We start from the raw sequence: 17,939 nt of genomic DNA, 5'->3' as shown, positions 1-17,939 counted from the left end.
GCCCTGTTCCGCTGTGCCGTTGCGTCAGACCGCCGTCTTCGCCCCGCGGATGATGCCCATGGGGGCGTTGTACTGGGTGAACATCGGGAAGCCCCAGTAGACGCTGTGGACCTCCCTGCAGCCCACCGCGCGGAGCTGCTCCTCCCATTGCGCGATGGAGCGGTAGGTGAAGGGGAAGGGGATGGTTTCGTACGTCGTCAGGCACGACGAGGCGTCGAGCAGAGCGATCAGGGCGTACTTGTCCTCGTCGCCGAGGCGGTTGAAGCGCATCGTGAGTGCGTTATCGTTGAGGGCCGGGGCATCCGTGTACGAATCCTCGATGATGAGGATCTCGCCGCCCGGACGCAGGATCCGGCTCGCCTCGCGCAGCAGTGCCTCCTGCACGTCGGTCGTCATGTGGTGCAGCGCGAGCCGGAAGCCGACGACATCGGCGCTGGCGTCGGGCAGTGGAATGACGGACTCGTCCTCCTGGTGGGCGAAGTGCAGGCGCTCGCCCGTCAGCACACCGGGGTCGATGCGGTGGTCCACGCCGGTCACCTTCTCCAACCGGCTGTTGTTCCGCAGGAGGAAGTCGCCGAACTTGTTGTTGGGGTTGCCGACGTCCACGAAGTGGCCGGAGGCGGCGTCCAGGCCGGCGTTCCTCATCGTGCGCGTCCAGCCTCCTTCCTTTTCCTTCGTCAGGAGCGAGGCGAAGCCCTCCCTCTCGTACACGTCCCTGGAGGAGGCGAAGACGGCGTCGATCTCCTCCTCGGTCGTGCACTTCCGGAGTTTGGCGAGCCCCTCGGCGATGAGTTCACGGACCTCCCGGCCCATGTGGAGCTCGTAGGACAGCGGAAGCATGTCCTCAAGCAGGTCGTACGCCTCGGTGTTGCCGTTGAACCGCAGATATATATGCTGTGCTTCGATTCCGATATGAGGGATACCGGGGAGGGCAGACATGAGAGAGGGAACTCCTGTTCCAGGTGTGGGCGCGGCGCATCACCGCGAGAATTCTTGGTGGCAGCGCACCAGGTGGACGAGGCCGAGGGCAATCCTGAGAAGCCGTACGTCATCCGTGTATCAACGTCATCGAGTGCAAATGGGTAACGACACCGAGGGGCTGCGAGACGACCCTAGTCGCGGGGTGCGAAGAGCGTCAAGGATGCCTTCGGAGGGGCCAACCGGCAAATGAGGGGAAGCAGTTGGGTCGCATTCTGAGTTACGCTGACCGGTATGATCACCAAACCTGCCAGAGTTGCACTTCAGCTCCAGCCGGAGCATGCGTCCTACCGCAAGATCCGTGACTGCGTCGCCGAAGCGGAAGATCTCGGCGTCGATGTCATCTTCAACTGGGACCACTTCTTTCCCCTGAGCGGCGATCCCGATGGAATGCACTTCGAATGCTGGACGATGCTGGCGGCCTGGGCCGAATCGACCAGCAATGTGGAGTTCGGCCCCCTGGTGAGCTGCAACGGCTACCGCAATCCCGAGCTTCTTGCCGATATGGCGCGCACGGTCGACCACATCAGTGACGGGCGGCTCATTCTCGGCGTCGGTGCCGGCTGGTGCGAGCGGGATTTCGTCGAGTACGGATATGAGTTCCCGCCGGACGGCAAGCGGCTGGATGATCTCGCGCAGGCACTCCCGCGCATCGAATCGCGCATGTCCCGGATGAATCCGGCACCGACCCGGAAGATTCCCGTTCTGATCGGCGGCGAGGGGGAGAAGAAGACCCTCCCGCTGGTCGCCCGGCACGCGGACATCTGGCACAGCTTCGCCGACCCGGACACGATCGAGAGGAAGCTGGCCGTACTGCGCGGGCACTGCACCGCGATCGGCCGCGACATCGCGGAGATCGAGGTGTCCACCGGCGTGTGGGGCGGTCCCTCCCACGTAGGTGATCCCGATGTGCTCGGGCCGCGCCTGCGCAAGCTGGGCGTCTCGCTGTTCACCGTCGGGATCGGCGGGCCGGACTACGACCTCGGCATCCTGCGCAAGTGGATCGACTGGCGCGACCGGGACCGGGCCGGACAGGGCTGACGGCGTGCGGCCGAGCGGCGCGGGACGGTCCCTGCCGCCCGGCGCGGCCGAGTGGGCTGCGGCGCCTGCCGCAGCCGCTCACACCGCCGGCTGGAGGTCCGCGAGGACCTCGTCGACGGCGCGCTTGCTGAATCCGGCGAGCACCGGGTTCGTCCGCATGTAATACGCGTAGGCGATCACCCCGACGCACAGGGCCCAGCCGCGTCCGCGTGCCCAGGTGTCATCGTCCACGACCAGGTGTTCCCGGAAGGTGACGCGTGCCGAGGCCGACAGGTAAGTCCAAGCGACCATCACGTCCAGCGCGGGGTCGCCGACACTCATCAGCCCCCAGTCGATGACCGCCCCGATCCGGCCGTCCTGTACGAGCAGGTTGCCGGGGTGCAGGTCGCCGTGGGTCCAGACGGGCGCGCCGCGCCAGGCGGGTACCGCGATGGCGTTCTCCCAGGCCAGCGTCACCGCGTCCACATCCACAATGCCCCGCAGGTTGGCGATGGACTCCCGGACGACCGGGTCCCGGACGGGCAGCGGCACTCCCCTCAGTCCGCTGTGCAGACCCGAGCGGTTGCCGTCGGCGGTGCGGATCCCGTGCAGGGCGCCGACGAAGTCGGCCAGCGCGCGGGCGGCCTCGTGCTCGTCGGCCAGCGGGGTGTCGATGGCGTCCCGGCCATCCAGCCACTGGTAGACCGACCAGTGCCACGGATATCCCTCGCCCGGTGTTCCCTTGCCGAGCGGGGTGGGTATGGCCAGCGGAAGCTGCGGGGCGAAGACCGGCAGCCACCGCTGCTCCTTGCGAATGTGTTCGGCGCTCCACGGGGACCGGGGCAGGCGCACGGTCTTGTCATCACCCAGGCGGTAGAGCGCGTTGTCGACTCCCGCGGAGTCGACCCTCTCCACAGGCAGGTGCGTCCACTGCGGGAACTGGGCGGCAAGCAGCCGCCGGACCAGAGCGGCGTCTACGTCGACTCCGTCGGAGGGCGCGTCGGCACCTGACATGGGTAACTCCCTGAATTTCCGAAGGCCGTGCGGGACGTGCGGAACCAGCGCAGGATACGCCGACGCATAGTGCGCCGGTCAACGTCCGGCCGACGTCTGTGAGGTTGATGACGATCTTGTCCGACACAACGGGATTTTCGGCCGGAAATAGTCCCTGACGGTGCGTCACATATGCTGGCAGCTGCGATGTTTGCCGCAGCGGAAATTCATTGACAACCTCCCGGCCCCTCTCTTAGATTCCAGAAACACACGCGATCTGACGGTGAAGGGTTCCCCGGCCACACCCGCCGGCACAGACAGCGGCTGCTCTCCCCTCCTACGGCCCGACCGGCCCTGTCGCGCATCCTGTTGAACCCTGCGACGCCTTCACCCTGTGAGTGCCGCCAGCCGTCCGTACAACGAGGAGACCCCATGACCAACATCGGTGCGGAGCGGACGGTCGACACGGTGGTGTCCGTCGCTTCGGGCATCTGCGACACCGAGCTCGCCGTCGACACCGACCTCATCGCTTTCGGCTTCGACTCCATCGAGATGATCCAGCTCGCCGGCCGGTTGAGCGAGGAGCTCGGGGTCACCTGCTCGATCGAGGACGTCTTCGAGACCGACTCCTTGGGCGAGCTCGCCCGGATATTGGAGCAGCGCATCGAAGAGATCGGCGCCCGGTAACCGGGGCCGGCCCCATGACAGCGACCATGACGTGTCCCATCGTCACCCGGTTCCGCGACGTCGCCGCCCGGCACAGCGCCCTTACCGCGGTCGTGGGCGCGCAGCAGCGCCTCACCTACGCTGAGCTGTCACAGCAGGTGGAGCAATGGCAGCGCCGTTGCTCCAGGCTCGGTCTGCCACCGGGCTCCCCCGTCGTCATCCTCTGTGACGGAAGCCCCGAACTACCCGGGGCGTTCCTCGGTGTACGGGCCGTCGGCATGGTGCCGGTACTGATCGACGCCGCGCAATCGGCGTCCCGGGTGACCGCCGCCATCGACGCGGCCCGTCCGAGCGCCGTGATCCGCCTGCCCGGCACCGAGGTCGAGCCCCTGCCCGGGGTGGAGCCGCGGATCCTGCCCGACGGTGCCGGCTACGTCGTCTTCTCCTCCGGCAGCCAGGGCACTCCCAAGGGGATTGTCGGGCTGGCGAGCGGGCTGCTTCAGTTCCTCGAATGGGAGATCGAAACGCTCGGCATCCGTCCGGGGACCCGTACCGGGATGCTGACTTCGCCCTCCTTCGACGTGGTCTTCCGGGACCTGTTGCTGCCGCTCATGGCGGGCGGCGAACTGCACATCGCGGAGGCCGAGGTCCGTTCCAGGCCCGACGCCGTGGTTCCGTGGATCGCCGAGCACGCGGTGAGCGTCGTCCACATCGTGCCGAGTCTCAGTGCCCGGTGGATCTCCGCGGCCACCACACGGATGCCCGAACTGCGCTGGACCCTGTTCGCCGGTGAGCCGCTCTACGGACAACACGTGACCCGGTGGCGCTCCGCAGCACCCGGCACCGCCGTCATCAACCTGTACGGGCCTTCCGAGACCACGCTCGCCAAGTTCTTCCACCTGGTGGTGGGCGACCCCGGCCCCGGGCTGCAGCCCGTGGGCCGGCCGCTGCCCGGCACCGAGGTCGAACTGGAACCGATCGCGGCCCCCGATCGAACGGTCCGGACCCACAGCATCACCATCAGCACGCCGCACGGCTCCCTGGGGTACCTCCCCGGCAGCTGCTCGGCAGACGACGAGCGGCGGCTGCGGCGGAGCGGCGGGATCACCCGCTTCCGGACCCAGGACCGCGGCAAGTTGGACGATCACGGCAACCTCTTCGTCACCGGCCGGCTGGACACGCTGGTCAAGCGCAACGGCACCTTCGTGGACATCGCGCGCATCGAGTCGGCCGCGGTCGACCTGGACGGTGTGCGTGCGGCCTGCTGCCTCCAGCTCGCCCCCAGCGGCCGGATCGTGCTGGCCGTCGAAGGGGTCGAAGGACCGGCGGCGGCGCTGCGTCGCAGGCTGCAGCCGATCCTGGACATGGAACTGCCAGACCGTATTCTCGCCTTCCCTTCTCTTCCCCTCCTGCCCAGCGGCAAAGTGGACCGCCAGGCACTGCGTGCCGCGCTCGACGAGGGGGACGAGCCCACGGCCTCTTCCTCACGGGTGCTCCGCGCTCCCCTTCTTCGTACCGCCCCAGAGGAGCATTGATGCAAGCGAACGGCAGACGGACCGTCGTGGTCTGCAAGTGGCAGACGGAGATTGTGAGTTCTCTGCTGGACTGCGGCGCGGGCGTCTACCTGGTGCTCGACCGCTACGACCTGCGGCACGAAGACCTCGAAGAGGAGCTGCTGGACCGCTGTCTGGGCGTGTACCGCGTGGGCAGCTTCGACTCCCTGGAGGAGCTGTCGGGGGTCGCCGTCGACATCCGGCTACGCGACCGGGAGGTCGATCTCGTGATCGGACACGGTGAGCTGTGCCAGTTCGGCGCCGGCTATCTCGGGGTTCTCCTGGGAACCGTGGCCGACCCGCTGTACCCCGTCTCGCACCGGGACAAGCGTCTGATGAAGCAGCGGGTGCGGGACGCCGGAGTGCCGGTCACCGGCTTCATGTCGCTGCCGGATGCGACCGATCGGGCGGCAGTCGCGGCCTTGGCCGAGGCGCTCACCATGCCCGTCATCGTGAAGCCCGCGGCCGGCTACGGCTCCATGAGCACGGTGCGTGCCAAGGATGCCGAGGAACTCGCGGTGGTGACGGCCGACTTCACCTTCGAGCCGCTACTGAACTCCAAGCAGCTGATCGTCGAGGAGTTCGTCACCGGCAGCGAGCTGTGCGTGGACGCGATCTGGGCGGACGGCGAACCGCTCACCTTCGTGCTGCACCAGTACCACACGCCGAGGCTCGCCATCGCCGACGACGAGGACGCGGCGAGCATGGACGGTTCCCGGGTGCTGCTGCCCGAGGAGCATCCGGACCTGGTGCGTCAGGCACGCGAGATCCACCAGCGGATCAACGGCGTGCTCGGCATCAAGGAGGGCGCCACGCATATGGAGACCTTCATCCGGCCGAACGGCGAGCTCGTCTTCTCGGAGATCGCGACCCGGGTCAGCGGCGGCTGGATCCCCGACATGCTCAGCGCCCATCTGGGGCACTCCATCTGGAGCCTGGTGGGCCAGGCCGCCGCCACGGGCACCTGCCCGCCACCGGACCGGAAACACCGCTACATCGCCGGTGTGCACCTGCGGCCGGAGAAGCCGGGCGTAATCACTTCCATCCCTTCGGACGAGGAGTTCGCCGCGTTCCCCGGCGTGATCAGCTGGCGGTGCTCGAGGAAGGTCGGCGACCGGGTGCGGCTCAGCCACCCCTCCGAGTGGTACCTGTTCGTCGTGTTCGGGGCCGAGACGCCCGAGGAGCTGGAGGAACTGCGGGTGCGAGTTGCCCGGCGCTTCGTGATCGAGACGGCGGTGCCGGCCGCACGGCGCTGACCGCACGGCGCGCCATGACGAACTGGCCGGGAGGAGCCCCTGGGCTCCTCCCGGCCAGTTCGTCATGGCGCGCCGTCACTCACTCACCGGTGACGCACCGCCTCGCGACGGTGCACGTGAGCTCCTCGATGAAGGAACGGTCGTACATGCCCTGCGGGTGGAAGCTGAGCAGTACCCCCGTACCGTCGCGGTGGATGGCAAGGTTGAGGCCGATGCCGGGCGGGTTGTAGACGCCCGGCCGGGTCGGCAGCGACACCCGCGGGGAGGGCAGTCCGGCGATCGTCGGGACGGTGCGCTGCTCCATGACGTTGAGGAGCAGGTACGGGGTGTGCGGCTGACGCTCCCACGAGTCGGGGAACCGGGTGCGCATGTACTCCTCGTGGCTGTACATGCTGTGGTGTATCGCCTTCATGGACGCGGCGCGCACCCTCCCGGCCACCGAGGCGACCGAATCGGTCCGGGCGGCGTCGAGGCGCAGCAGCGAGCGGTTGGCGCAGTAGGCCACCAGCTCCTTCGTGGAGGGCCACGAGCGGCGCGAGTTGGAGAACAGGAACGCCACGTCGTCCGTGGGGGCGTACTCGCGCAAGGTGACCGTCACGGCCGCGGCGGCCAGCATGAAGGGCGACAGCCGCAGAGCGAGCCTGCGCGATTGCAGGCTCGCCACCTCGTCCTCGGCCAGCGGGACCGAGTAGTAGATAGTCGTCTCGTCGGGGTCGAACGGCCCGGTCTCCGGAAGCTGGAGCCGCGGATACGGGCCGAGACCCGCGTTGTGCTCGTCCCACCACGCGAGTGCGGCGCCACCCTCGTCGCCGTCCAGCCACCGGCGCTCGTCCCGGGCGAACGCCACGGCGTCCGAGGCCAGGACGTCGAACGCCGACTCGGGCCGGCTCTCCAAGCCCTCGTAGACGGTGGACAGGTCCTCGATCAGGATGCGGGCGGAGTGACCGTCGAAGAGGCTGTGCTCGACGGACAGGCCCAGGACGTCGTCCTGGGACCGGCGCAGCAGCAGCGCACGGACCAACGGCCGCTCGTACGGGTCGAAGTCGGCCTGCAGCCAGGTGTACGCCTCGGCCTCCTGCGCCGCCGCCTTCGTCTCGTCGGGGTCTGCTTCGACGAACGTGAACGGCCAGGAGGCCTCCTGCGCCGGCAGGCAGCCGGCCTCGTCGATCGACCCGTCGGGCAGGAAGTGGGTGCGCAGCCCACTGTGCCGGCGTGCCAGCAGGCTAAGTGCCGTCTGCAGCCGGGGGACGTCGAAGCGGCCCGGGTAGGACATGGCGTGCACCAGCGGCGGCTTCCACCAGCGGTCCGGTCCGTGCAGCAGCGCCAGGCGCTTGGTCTGGGTGGTGCTGGTGGGTATCCGGGTCATGCCGCTGTCCCCTACAGGCTGGAATTCGGTCAAGGCAGTTCAACTTCCGCTGAGTACATGGCTGTTGTCGGCGGTGACCGGCAGTTCGCCCAGGAACAGGTCGAGCGGTGGTTCGGGAGAGAGGTAGAAGTGCCCGCCCGGGACTACCACATGTGCAAACCGGCCCTGGGTGAGCTCCCGCCACAAGTCGGCCTGTGGGGCGCGCACGTGGTCGTCCTCCACGCCGTGCACGACGAGCACCTCGCAGGAGAGGGCGGTCGCCGGCTGGTACGCGTAGCGCTGGAAGAGCTCGAAGTCGGCCCTGAGATAGGGAAGCACGAGCTCCCGGACCCGGGGGTCGGCCATCAGCGCCGCGTCCGTCTGCCCCATGGCGACGATGCTGCGCACCGCTGCCTCATCGTCCCATTCGGTTCCGAGCGCCGAGACGTGACGGGGGTCGTGCGGTGCCCGTGCGGCCGAGGCGACCAGGCGGCGGACCGCGCCGTCCGCCGCCTCGATCCGGCGGACGGCCTCGAAGGCGACGATCGCGCCCATGCTGTGGCCGACGACGGTGACCGGCCGGCCGTCCAGCAGGGGCAGCAGTGCGGCAGCACTCTCCTCGGCGAGTTCGAGCAGGTCCCCGTGGGCCGGCTCGGCGAGCCGGTCCGCACGGCCCGGATACTGCACCGCCAGTACCTCGATGTCCTCGCGGCCTGCGCCCCAGTCACGGTAGAAGCTCGCCGAGCCACCGGCGTGCGGGAAGCATACGAGGCGCCGCGGGGCCTGGGGCCGGGCCTTGAGGATACGAACGGTTTTCATGCGCGCTCCCGCTGAGACCGGTCCTGAACCATCACGAGCAGCTCATCGAAGTCGCGCAGCCCGTAGACGTCCTCGAAGTCGAGGAACACACCGAATCCCGAGGAGATGTTGTCGATCAGGCGGATGAGGTCGAGCGAGGAACCGCCTGCGCTGAAGAAGTCGTAGCCGTCGTGAGCGGAGGCGCCACCCGTGCTCTCTTCCCACATCCGGGCCAGCCGCGACTTCACGTCGGCGTCCCCGACGACTCCGGCGCCCCCACCCGCCGCGGCTGCGGTCCCGGCTGACCGCTCCGGCCGGTATCCGGCTGCCAGAGCCGTCGTGTCGATCTTCCCGGACGCCTTCAGCGGGAAGCCGGCCACCAGGATCAGGTCGTCCGGTACCAGATGCTGCGGTGCGCGCTCGGCGACCCGCGCCCGGATCTCCTTGGCATCCGCCGTCACCACCCGGGGGCGTACGAAGGCCACGACCCGGCGGTCATGCCCGGTACCCACGGGAATGGCGACCGTCTCGGCGACATCCTCGTCGTCCACGACCAGTGCCTCGACCTCGGCGAGGTTCACGCGGAAGCCGCGCACCTTGATCTCCGCGTCCTCACGGCCCCGGAACTCCAGTGTTCCGTCGGTGTTCAGGCAAGCCCGGTCACCGGTCCGGTACATGCGGGCGCCGGGCGCCGCCGAGAAGGGATCGGTGACGAACCGCTCCTGTGTGAGGCCGGTGTCACCGACGTACCCCACGGCCAGCCGGTCGCCTCCGACGTAGAGGTCACCGACCTCACCGGGCGGCAGCGGCCGCAGTTCCTCGTCCAGCACGTAGCAGGTCGAGCCCGCGACGGCCCCGCCGATCGGGACCGAAGTCCCGGACGGCTCCCAGTCCTTGAGCGAGAAGGCCGTGCTGACGATGGTGTTCTCGGTGGGCCCGTAACAGTTGACGAGTTCGAGCGCCGGGCACAAGTTCCGGACCCGCACCGCGTGCTCGAACGGCATCACGTCGCCACCGACGATCAGGCAGTGCAGTGCGCGCAGGGCCTCCACATGACTTTCGGCCACGAGCGCGAAGACGGCGGGCGTGAGGACGGCGGTGGTCACCCGGGGGTCGGCCAGCAGTGCCGCTGTCTCGTGCAGGCTCAGCGCCGTGCGCGGCGCGCACAGCACGGAGGCGCCCACGAGCAGCGCCGACCATATCTCCAGCATCGACGGGTCGAAGGTCAGGACGGTGTTGACGAGGAAGACCTCGTCCGGACTCCGTCGGACCGGCCCGTCCCGCAGACACAACGCGGTGAGTGCCCCGTGCGGGACTCCCACGGCCTTGGGGGCACCGGTCGACCCCGAGGTGAAGAGCACATAGGCGAGCCGGTCGGGTGAACCCGCAGGCAGTCCGGCGGGGTCGGCCTCGCCCGCGGGGGTCTCCGCGATGAGCTCGCGCACGTGCGGAGTCCCGAGGCCGACCGTGCCCGGCAGCGGGTGTGCCGCCGTGCGGAGCAGCAGTGACGCACCCGAAAGTGCCATCATGCGCTCCACGCGTTCGGCGGGGTACCCGGGGTCTACGGGCACGAAATGGCCGCCGGCCAGCAGAATGCCGAGCATGGCGACGATCGAGTCGCGGTCGCCGACGCCGTGGAGGCCGACGGCGTCGCCGGCGTCCACCCCTCGCAACCGCAGGGCGCCGGCCAGTCGTACCGCCTGTTCCCACAGTTCGGCGAAGGTGGAACTGCCGTCCGCGTCCCAGGCCGCGATCTTGTCGGGATGGGCGACCACCTGCCGCCGGAACGCGGTGCCGATGCACTCGAAGTGCTGCTGATGGCTACTGTTACTCATCCGATACCTCCGGGGATGACGACGTCACGAGCCGTTCGACGAGGCGGACCTGGTCACCGAAGGCCTGCGCCAGCATCAGTTCGCGTAGCGGTATCTCCAGGTCGAACGTCTGCTCCAGGCGGCGGGCCAGTCGGATCAGCAGCAGCGAATCCCCGCCGCTGTCGACGAATCCGGCGTCCTTGGCGAGATGGGTGTGCCCCAGCAGGTCGCGCCAGGCGGCCGCGACCTCCTCGGCAGGCACCGGCGCGGCGCCGGACCCGGCCTCTGTCGCAGGCGCGGACTCCGGGGCGCGCGCTGCCAGTGCGCCCGGCTCCGGGACGGCGGCCGCCTCGGCGGCGGGCCACTTGGTCTCGGGGGCGATGTGCCGGGCGCCGCCGAAGACGGTGCCGGGCAAGTGGAGGCGGCGCCCCGCCGGGGCGAGCACGGCCGGGTCGAGCGGCTGCCCCTGGGTCCACAGGGCGGCGAGCGCCATGGCGAACTCATGCCCGGGCCGCGGATCCTTGCCCGGCGACAGCGCCACCGCGTCCATCCCCGTGGCGACGGCCATCGCCGACAGCGCCTGCCCAGGCCCGACCTCGACCGCAAGGGCGTCCGGGAAGACCGCGAGCAGGGCGGCCAGGCCGTCACCGAAGCGGACCGGGGCTCGGACACTGTCGGCGAACCGCGTCAGCGGCACCTTCGTGCCCTGCGGGACCACCGATCCGTCGACGTTGGTGACGAAGGGCAGGGACGACACCCCGGCCGCACCGCTCGGGAGGCAGCCGCGAAGCGCGGCAGCCGCCGGTTCCATGGCGGCCGAGTGGAAGGCGTGTGCAGTGAGCAGCCTGCGGCTCGCAACCCGGTCTTGGATCAGCTGCGCCAAGGCGTCCACGGCATCGACCGGACCGCTGATCACACAGTTCTCCGGACCGTTGACCGCGGCGATTCCCAGCCCGACGGCACCGGTGGTGCCCGCCTCCCGCAGAAGGGCACGGGCACCGTCCTCCGAGCACGCGACTGCAAGCATCGCGCCGGGTGGGCAGTCGTGCATGGACCGGGCCCGCAGGGCGACGAACTCAACCGCGGTGCGCAGGTCCATGACCCCGGCCAGGCAGGCCGCCGTCACCTCACCGAGGCTGTGACCGGCGAGGGCCACCGGCCGCAGTCCCACTCCGGCGAGGGCCCGCACGGCGGCGTATTCCACGGTGAAGAGCGCGGGCTGTGCCAGGTCGGTCTGCTGAAGCCGGGAGACGGGGAAGTCCCGGTCGAGCAGGGCGCGGCGCACCGTCTGGGCCAGAGCCGGCTCCATGACATCCAGGCACTCACACATGGCGGTGTCGAATCCGGGCAGCCGTTCCAGGAACGGCAGCGCCATGCCCGGTCGCTGGGACCCCTGGCCGGGCAGCACGAAGACCAGGGGCCTGGCGCCCGTCAGCGGTACCCGGCCGCGGACCGCCTGCCGGCCATCGCCCCGCAGGGCCTCGGCGATCTCGCCACGAGTGCTGCCGGCCACGGCGAGCCGCTCCCGCAGGGGGGCCCGCCCGACCGACAGCGTGTGCGCCACGTCCACGACAGCCACGTCGTGGCGCTGCAGATGCTCGGCGAGGCCGGCCGCGACGCGCTCGAGCGCGTCGGGGCGGACCGCGGAGAGCAGCACGACCGGGGCTCGGTCCGCCGCGGACGGCAGCGGCGGAGCGGGATCCGGGGGCGCCTCGATGACGACGTGAGCGTTGGTGCCGCCGATGCCGAACGAGCTGATGCCCGCCCGGCGCGGTTCGGGGCCGCGCCACTGCTGCGTCTCCGTCGGAACGTAGAGCGGGGAGTCGATGTCCACGAGATGGGGGTTGAGTGCGCCGAAGTTCGCGACCGGCGGCACCTCGCCGCGGCCCACCACCTGGAGGGCCTTGAAGAGGGAGGCCAGCCCGGCGGCAGCGTCGAGGTGGCCGATGTTCGCCTTCACCGCGCCCACGGCAATCCGGGCGTCGCCCGCCCCGGCTGCCCGCAGGGCGTTGGACGTGGAGGTCCACTCGATGGGGTCACCGATGTAGGTGCCGGTGCCATGGGTCTCGATGTACCCCAGGGAGTCGGCCGGAACGTCGCCCGCCTGCAAGGCGGCCCGGATGGCGGCGGCCTGGCCCGCCGCCGAGGGAGCGCTGAAGCCCGCCTTGCCCGAGCCGTCGTTGTTGACGGCCGAGCCGATGATCACTCCGTACGCCGGGGCGTCCGCAGCGATGTCCTCCAGGCGGCGCAGGACCACCGCGACGACACCCGACCCGCCGACGGTGCCGCCGGCCTGGGCGTCGAACGGCCGGCAGCGGCCGTCGGCCGCCATGATCCCGCCACGGACGTATGTGTAGCCGCCCTGCGGGAATCCGACCGACGCCGCGACGACGACGGCTTGGTCGCAGTCGCCGTTGTTGAGCGCCTGTACGGCCAGATGGACCGCGACGAGCGAGGACGAACACGCCGTCAGCACACTGACGGCAGGGCCCTGCAGGCCGAGCTTGTACGCGACGCGGCTGGCCATGAAGTCCCGGCCGGTGCCGACGGTCAGGGCTTCCATGGCGTCCGAGGAGACCTCCTCCGGGTTGCCCAGGATCCGTGCCATGTACTTGCTGGTGCTGGACGACGCGAAGACCCCCGTGCGGAGCGTGTCCGCCACGGGACTGCGACCCGCGTCCTCCAGCGCCGCCCAGCTCGCCTCGAGCATCAGCCGGTGCTGCGGGTCCATGAGCTCCGCCTCCCGAGGGCTGATCCCGAAGAGCTCGGCGTCGAACCGCTCGCTGTCCGGGATCCGGCCGCGGACGGGCACGTAGGACGCAGACTCCAGCACGCGCCGGGGTACGCCCGCCTCTCGGAGCTCCTGCAGATCGAGCTTGCTGGTCAGCACTTCTCCGGCACAGACGGCCGCCCACCACTTCTCGGCATCCTCGGGACCCGGCAGCCGGGCGTGCATCCCGGTGACGGCGACGTCGAGGGACTGGTCCCTCACGAGCCGTCCCCCGCCGTAGTCACCCGGCGGGAGCGGCCCGCCGCGAGCCGGGCACGGCGCGCGTCGGCGGGCTGTGCGGCCGCGGCCGACGCCGCAGGGGCGGCGTCCGTGGCGAGCAGTGCCACCTGCGCGTCGACTGTCGTGGCGGTGAAGAGGTCGACGATGGCCACCTTGACCTGTGCCCGGTCCTCGATCTCCGCCTGCAGTGAGGGCACGAGCAGGGAATGGCCGCCCGCGTCGAAGAAGTTGACGTCTGAGGGCACGGAGGAGACGGCCAGTACGTCGCACCACGCCGCCACCACCGCGGCCCGCAGACCGGTCACCGAGGCCGGCTCACCGGCGGGGGCGACAGCTGCCTCCGCCGCACCCGGCTCGGCGGTGGACTCGTCGGACGCCGGGCCGAGGGCCAGCAGGGCGTCCTTGTCGACCTTGCCGTGCGCACTGCGCGGCAATCGCGGGACGACCCGCAGTACACCCGGCACGGCCGGCGGCGCCAGTATGTGCGTCAGCTGGGCCCGAACCGTCGAAGCGTCGAACCCGGGGCCGACGACGAGAAAGGCCGTCAGGCTCGCGCCACCCGGTGCGAGCAGCACCGCCGCGTCCAGAACCGCCTCCGCGGACCGCAGCGCGGCCTCCACCGCTCCCAGTTCCACGCGGTGGCCCCGGACCTTGACCAGCTGGTCGCGCCGGCCGAGGAACCTCAGGGAGCCGTCATCGTCCCAGCGCACCCAGTCGCCGGTACGGTACATCCGGGCGCCCTCGTCCGCGCTGAACGGGTCAGACAGGAACGCCTGGGCCGTCATGTCGGGACGGCCCAGGTAGCCGCGGGCGACACCGGTGCCGCCGACGTAGAGCTCACCGCCGGTGCCGTGCGGCATGACACGACCCTGCCGGTCGAGGACATAGAGGGCAGCGCCCGGGGCGGGCCCTCCGATGCCGACCGGTTCCAGCCGGTCGAAGGGGCGGTGGGTACACCAGACCGTCGTCTCCGTCGGCCCGTACTCGTTCACCAGCCGCGTCGGACCGAGCAGATCGAAGTGACGGGTCAGCAACGTCTCGGGCAGTGCCTCGCCCGCCGTGATGACGACCTCGAGCGTGCCGAGGCGCTCCGGGGCGGTGCGCATGGCCACGTCCAGCAGGCCGGCGTAGAGGGCGGGAACACACAGGAGGACGGAGACGCCGTGCTTCTCGATCAGCTGCACCGTGCGTTCGGGGTCGAGGATGTCGTCCGTCTGAGCGACCACGAGCGAGCCGCCGGTGGTCAGCGTGCCCCAGAGACCGGCGACGGAGGAGTCGAACGACAACGGCGAGACGAGCAGGAAGGTGTCGTAGCCTCCGTACGTCATGCGCCGGGCCGCGGTCGAGGCGGCCAGGGAACCGTGCTCGACCACCACGCCCTTGGGTTCGCCGGCAGTTCCGGAGGTGTAGATCGCGTACGCCGCGTCGCCGCTCGCGGCGGCATACGGCACGAAAGGCACCGACCCCTTACCCACGGCTTGGCACGGGGAAAGGACCGGCACGCCGAGCCGCTCCTGCCAGCCGTCGTCGCCCACCACGGTCTCCACCCCGGCGTCCGCCAGGACGGAGGTCAGCCGTGCGACCGGGTGGCCAGGGTTCAGCGGGACGTAGTAGCCGCCGGCCCGCAGAATGCCCAGGACCGCGACGGCTGTATCGGCCGACGGCTCCATCAGGACGGCCACCGGCGTGCCCGGGGTCACGCCTCGGCCCGTCAGCGCCGCAGCGAGGGCGTCGGCCCGACCGATGAGTTCCGCGTAGGTCAGGGTGGTGGAACCCGAGACGACGGCGGTGCGGTCGGGATCGGTGGCGGCGATCTCGGCGACCGCGTCGTGGACGGGGCGGAAGGTCTCGGTCACGGCTGGGCCACGGCCGATCGCCAGCTGCCGCGCCTGCTCGTCCTCGGAGAGGAGCTCGAGCGAACCCACCGCGGCCTCGCCGTCGGCGAGCAGGCGCTCGAGCATCACGGCGACGTGTCTCGTGAGCTGCGCGATCTGTGCGTGCTCGTACCGGGCAGTGCGGTACGTCGCCAGCAGCTCACCGGTGGTGCCGTTGTCACGCAGCACCAGCGTGAGGTCGTACTTCGAGACCCGCACCGGCAGGTCGAGACTGTCGATCTCCAGGCCGGGGATCTCGCTCTTGGGCGGGGCGGCCTCGAAGTTGAACAGCACCTGGAAGACCGGCGTGCGCGTCACGTCGGGGGTGACCTGGAGCCGGCGGACGACCTCTTCGAAGGGGACGCCGCGGTGGCTGAAGGAGCGGAGCAGGCTGCGCTGCGTCGCCTGGCAGAACTCCCGGACCGGCTGGTCCTGCGTGACACGTACCCGCACCGGCGTCGGATTGACGAACATGCCCACGGTGTCGGCGAATTCGCCGGACCGGGTGTCCATGGTGCCGCCGATCACCAGGTCGTCGGTGTCCGTGTAGCGGCCCAGGGTCAGGGCGAGGGCGCTCAGGCCCAAGACCTGGGGCGTGGTGCGGTGCTCGCGCCCAAAGGCGCGCACCGCCTCCCACGTCGCCTGCGGCAACGGCACCCGGACGAGCGCACCCTGCTTGTCGGCGGACCGCTTGCGGGCCTCGAGACCGAGGGGCTCGGCGCTCTCGGGAATCCGCAGTTCTTCGATCCACGCGTGGAAACGGTCCGAGCCAGGTCCTGCGGCTCCCTCTTGCTCGACGTACTCCAGGTAGGGCCGTGAGGGGGCGCCCAGGTCTCGTCCGGCATAGGCCGCACAGAGGTCCTTGACGATGACCGACATGGCGCGCCCGTCGACGACCGCGTGGTGCGCGTTCAGCACCAAGACGTGTTCCGAGGGGCCGAGGGTCAGCAACTCGGCGGCGACGAGGCGGCCTTCGACCAGATCGAAGACACGTGTGACGGCCGCCGCGAGCTCGTCGTCCAGTTGTTCCGGTGCGATGACCCGTGTCGTGAGGGGGAAGTCCTCGACGGGCCAGGTGGAACGCCTGGGCTCGCCTCCGGTCTCGTAAAGTCGCAGTCGTAGCTCGGCGTGCCGCTCGACCACGGTCCGCCAGGCCCTGGCGAGGGTGTCGACGTCGAGCCGCCCGCTGAGCCTGCCGACCCACGGCGCAGTGAACTCCGCGCTGCCCGGCTCGACTTTGCTGGCGAACCAAAGCCTCAGCTGGGCGGACGAAAGCATCCGTCCGGTTCCGTTGTGTACCTGCTCCGCGTTCACTTCTCTGTTTCCTCCGTGTACACGTACGTGGGCTCGTAGGCGCCCTCGATCGCCTTGGCGAGCCGTTCGAGCTCTGCGTGGTCCGCCACTTGGCCGTACAGCCGGCCCAGTCGGCCGGCCGCGCCCCACCGCCAGTCGAGCGGCTGCCCTGGAGTGGCCCTCACGTCGGCCACGTCGACGCCGGGCAGGGCCCGGAGGCGGTCGGTACCGGCGACCCGCACCACGCTCCGCGCATCCGCGGGCGGGACCAGCGTGTATTGATAGGTGACTTTGTCGAAGACCGGCTCCGCCTCGACGGGCGACCCCAGCGCCAGCAGCATCGCGGCCTCGACCAGGTCGAAACCGGCGCCGCGGCGCAGTAGATCGGCTACGAGACCTCCCACGCGCCCGTTCACTTCAATGATCCTGGGGCCCTGCGCCGTCAGTTTGACCTCGGTGTGAACGATGCCGTCCCGCACGCCGAGGGCCGATATCGCGGCCTCAGCCAGGGAGTTGACCGCAGCTGCCGAGGACTGGTCGAGCGTGTGCGGGACGAATGAGCCACGTTCCCGGAACGGCTCGACCAGCGGGAACTTGCCCGTGATGCACAGCGCCCGACACACACCGTCGTGCACGGCGGTTTCAACCGACACGTAGTCCCCCCAGGCCGCGCCGGCCTGGCCGGGATCTCCCACGAGCAGGCGCTCCACGAGAAGGGGGACCGCGCCCCCGGTGCCGTCCCGGAAGTACTCCCGCGCGGCGGCCTCCGCCTCCGCGGCCGAGGTCGCACGCCGTACCGAGCTGCTGCCGGTGCCTGTACACGGCTTGAGTACAAGGGGCAGGCCGACGGCTTCGACGGCGCGCGCGATCTCCGTCTCGTCCGTCACCACGGCGCAGGCCGTGGTGTCGATTCCCGCAGCCGCCAGCGCCTGGCGCTGACGGTGTTTGTCCGTCAGCGCCAGGCAGGTCCGGGGGGAATGCCAGTGCCGGACACCGGCTGCGGCCGCCAGCCTGCCGGTCGTGGTCAGGCATGGCTCGCTGAAGGTGACCAGGCCGTCCGGTCTTCTGTCCGACACCGCAGCCTCGGCCCCCTCGGGCGTGAGCCCGGTGATGTCGCACAGGTCGAACCGGTTGCGCAGACCTGGCAGCAACCGCCTGATGTGCGGGGACATCTGGTCGACGATCAGGAAAGGCACGACACCGCAGGCACGGGCCGCGGCCGCGATCTCGCCCGGCCCGGCCGCCCCCTCGTCGTAGAAGACGCCGAGGCGCGGCAGGGCGTTCAGTCTTTCGGGCATACGATCCGTCCGTCGCAGTGTGGGCCGTCCGTGTGCGGTGG

12 protein-coding genes are annotated in these 17,939 nt (G+C 70.2%); 4 read left to right on the top strand and 8 right to left on the bottom strand.

The features are described 5' to 3' along the window. Positions 1 to 24: 24 nt before the first annotated feature. A complete protein-coding gene (locus IE245_RS32185) occupies positions 25 to 939 on the bottom strand; it encodes a class I SAM-dependent methyltransferase (RefSeq protein WP_189954133.1) in 915 nt (304 codons plus the stop codon). A 273-nt stretch (positions 940 to 1,212) separates the two neighbouring features. Here IE245_RS32185 and IE245_RS32180 point away from each other — a divergent pair, with 273 nt between their 5' ends. After that, the gene (locus IE245_RS32180) at positions 1,213 to 2,019 is read left to right on the top strand and encodes an LLM class F420-dependent oxidoreductase (RefSeq protein WP_189954131.1); all 807 of its coding nucleotides are present in this window, start codon (positions 1,213 to 1,215) and stop codon (positions 2,017 to 2,019) included. Positions 2,020 to 2,097: 78 nt separating this feature from the next. Here the strand turns inward: IE245_RS32180 and IE245_RS32175 are convergent, their stop codons facing one another. After that, positions 2,098 to 3,012: an aminoglycoside phosphotransferase family protein gene (locus tag IE245_RS32175; RefSeq protein ID WP_189954129.1), complete on the bottom strand. Its 915-nt coding sequence runs from the start codon at positions 3,010 to 3,012 to the stop codon at positions 2,098 to 2,100. A 411-nt stretch (positions 3,013 to 3,423) separates the two neighbouring features. On the opposite strand from IE245_RS32175, the gene IE245_RS32170 reads away from it, so the two are divergent. The 3 genes from IE245_RS32170 to IE245_RS32160 are packed head-to-tail and all read left to right on the top strand — an operon-like array spanning position 3,424 to position 6,466. Further along, a complete protein-coding gene (locus tag IE245_RS32170) occupies positions 3,424 to 3,678 on the top strand; it encodes an acyl carrier protein (RefSeq protein WP_189954127.1) in 255 nt (84 codons plus the stop codon). A gap of 14 nt (positions 3,679 to 3,692) precedes the next feature. Next, positions 3,693 to 5,192: an AMP-binding protein gene (locus IE245_RS32165; RefSeq protein WP_189954125.1), complete on the top strand. Its 1,500-nt coding sequence runs from the start codon at positions 3,693 to 3,695 to the stop codon at positions 5,190 to 5,192. A 53-nt stretch (positions 5,193 to 5,245) separates the two neighbouring features. After that, positions 5,246 to 6,466 (top strand): ATP-grasp domain-containing protein, encoded by a 1,221-nt coding sequence (locus IE245_RS32160; RefSeq protein WP_229851787.1) that lies wholly within the window; start codon positions 5,246 to 5,248, stop codon positions 6,464 to 6,466. Between the two features lie 79 nt (positions 6,467 to 6,545). On the opposite strand, the gene IE245_RS32155 is transcribed toward IE245_RS32160, so the two are convergent. The 6 genes from IE245_RS32155 to IE245_RS32130 are packed head-to-tail and all read right to left on the bottom strand — an operon-like array spanning position 6,546 to position 17,898. Then, a complete protein-coding gene (locus IE245_RS32155) occupies positions 6,546 to 7,832 on the bottom strand; it encodes a condensation domain-containing protein (RefSeq protein WP_189954121.1) in 1,287 nt (428 codons plus the stop codon). 39 nt (positions 7,833 to 7,871) lie between these two features. Beyond that, on the bottom strand, positions 7,872 to 8,630 hold the full coding sequence (locus IE245_RS32150) for a thioesterase II family protein (protein WP_189954119.1): 759 nt from the start codon (positions 8,628 to 8,630) through the stop codon (positions 7,872 to 7,874). Beyond that, positions 8,627 to 10,444 carry an amino acid adenylation domain-containing protein gene (locus tag IE245_RS32145; protein WP_189954117.1) on the bottom strand — a complete coding sequence of 606 codons (1,818 nt, stop codon included), beginning with the start codon at positions 10,442 to 10,444 and terminating at the stop codon, positions 8,627 to 8,629. Before IE245_RS32145 ends, IE245_RS32150 begins: the two co-directional genes overlap by 4 nt. Beyond that, the gene (locus tag IE245_RS32140) at positions 10,437 to 13,415 is read right to left on the bottom strand and encodes a type I polyketide synthase (protein WP_189954115.1); all 2,979 of its coding nucleotides are present in this window, start codon (positions 13,413 to 13,415) and stop codon (positions 10,437 to 10,439) included. The genes IE245_RS32145 and IE245_RS32140 overlap by 8 nt, the downstream gene beginning before the upstream one ends. Beyond that, positions 13,412 to 16,585, bottom strand: a complete 3,174-nt coding sequence (locus IE245_RS32135; RefSeq protein WP_189954113.1) for a non-ribosomal peptide synthetase — start codon at positions 16,583 to 16,585, stop codon at positions 13,412 to 13,414. The genes IE245_RS32140 and IE245_RS32135 overlap by 4 nt, the downstream gene beginning before the upstream one ends. 32 nt (positions 16,586 to 16,617) lie before the next feature. Then, complete coding sequence (locus IE245_RS32130; protein ID WP_189954111.1) at positions 16,618 to 17,898, bottom strand: ATP-grasp domain-containing protein; 1,281 nt, start codon at positions 17,896 to 17,898, stop codon at positions 16,618 to 16,620. Between the last annotated feature and the right edge of the window lie 41 nt (positions 17,899 to 17,939).

This window comes from Streptomyces roseolus (assembly GCF_014649855.1).
Taxonomy (GTDB): Bacteria; Actinomycetota; Actinomycetes; order Streptomycetales; family Streptomycetaceae; genus Streptomyces; species Streptomyces roseolus.
Note: the sequence above shows the minus strand (reverse complement) of the source record. Positions and strands in the feature narration are given on the sequence as shown.

Excerpts from the sequence above, each read along its gene's own strand:
- IE245_RS32135 (WP_189954113.1), bottom strand. The coding sequence starts at position 16,585 with ATGCTTTCGTCCGCCCAGCTGAGGCTTTGGTTCGCCAGCAAAGTCGAG.
- IE245_RS32145 (WP_189954117.1), bottom strand. The coding sequence starts at position 10,444 with ATGAGTAACAGTAGCCATCAGCAGCACTTCGAGTGCATCGGCACCGCG.
- IE245_RS32170 (WP_189954127.1), top strand. The coding sequence starts at position 3,424 with ATGACCAACATCGGTGCGGAGCGGACGGTCGACACGGTGGTGTCCGTC.
- IE245_RS32155 (WP_189954121.1), bottom strand. The coding sequence starts at position 7,832 with ATGACCCGGATACCCACCAGCACCACCCAGACCAAGCGCCTGGCGCTG.
- IE245_RS32180 (WP_189954131.1), top strand. The coding sequence starts at position 1,213 with ATGATCACCAAACCTGCCAGAGTTGCACTTCAGCTCCAGCCGGAGCAT.
- IE245_RS32185 (WP_189954133.1), bottom strand. The coding sequence starts at position 939 with ATGTCTGCCCTCCCCGGTATCCCTCATATCGGAATCGAAGCACAGCAT.
- IE245_RS32150 (WP_189954119.1), bottom strand. The coding sequence starts at position 8,630 with ATGAAAACCGTTCGTATCCTCAAGGCCCGGCCCCAGGCCCCGCGGCGC.
- IE245_RS32175 (WP_189954129.1), bottom strand. The coding sequence starts at position 3,012 with ATGTCAGGTGCCGACGCGCCCTCCGACGGAGTCGACGTAGACGCCGCT.
- IE245_RS32165 (WP_189954125.1), top strand. The coding sequence starts at position 3,693 with ATGACAGCGACCATGACGTGTCCCATCGTCACCCGGTTCCGCGACGTC.
- IE245_RS32130 (WP_189954111.1), bottom strand. The coding sequence starts at position 17,898 with ATGCCCGAAAGACTGAACGCCCTGCCGCGCCTCGGCGTCTTCTACGAC.